We start from the raw sequence: 233 nt of genomic DNA, 5'->3' as shown, positions 1-233 counted from the left end.
GACGACGCCCAACGCCACCACCAATTCCAACGTGCTGCCGGGCGACGCCGTGAGCCAGCCGCAGGGCGCCGGCACCACGGACCAGACGACGGGCGCTGCGCCGACCGCGCCGCCGTCGGGCGCAGTGCCGGCCACCGGCGACAACGCGACCAGCGCGCCGGCCGACGCACCTGTGCCGCCGACGCAGCCGGGTGAGGCCGCCCCGTCGCAGCCGGGCACGCAGGCTCCCCAGC

The 233-nt window shown here is 78.5% G+C and carries 1 pseudogene; it reads left to right on the top strand.

The features are described from left to right. Positions 1 to 233: pseudogene (locus AUL34_RS22710) on the top strand (hypothetical protein); the annotation flags it as partial.

The organism is Aureimonas sp. AU22 (assembly GCF_001463745.1).
Classification (GTDB): Bacteria; Pseudomonadota; Alphaproteobacteria; order Rhizobiales; family Rhizobiaceae; genus Aureimonas.
Note: the sequence above shows the minus strand (reverse complement) of the source record. Positions and strands in the feature narration are given on the sequence as shown.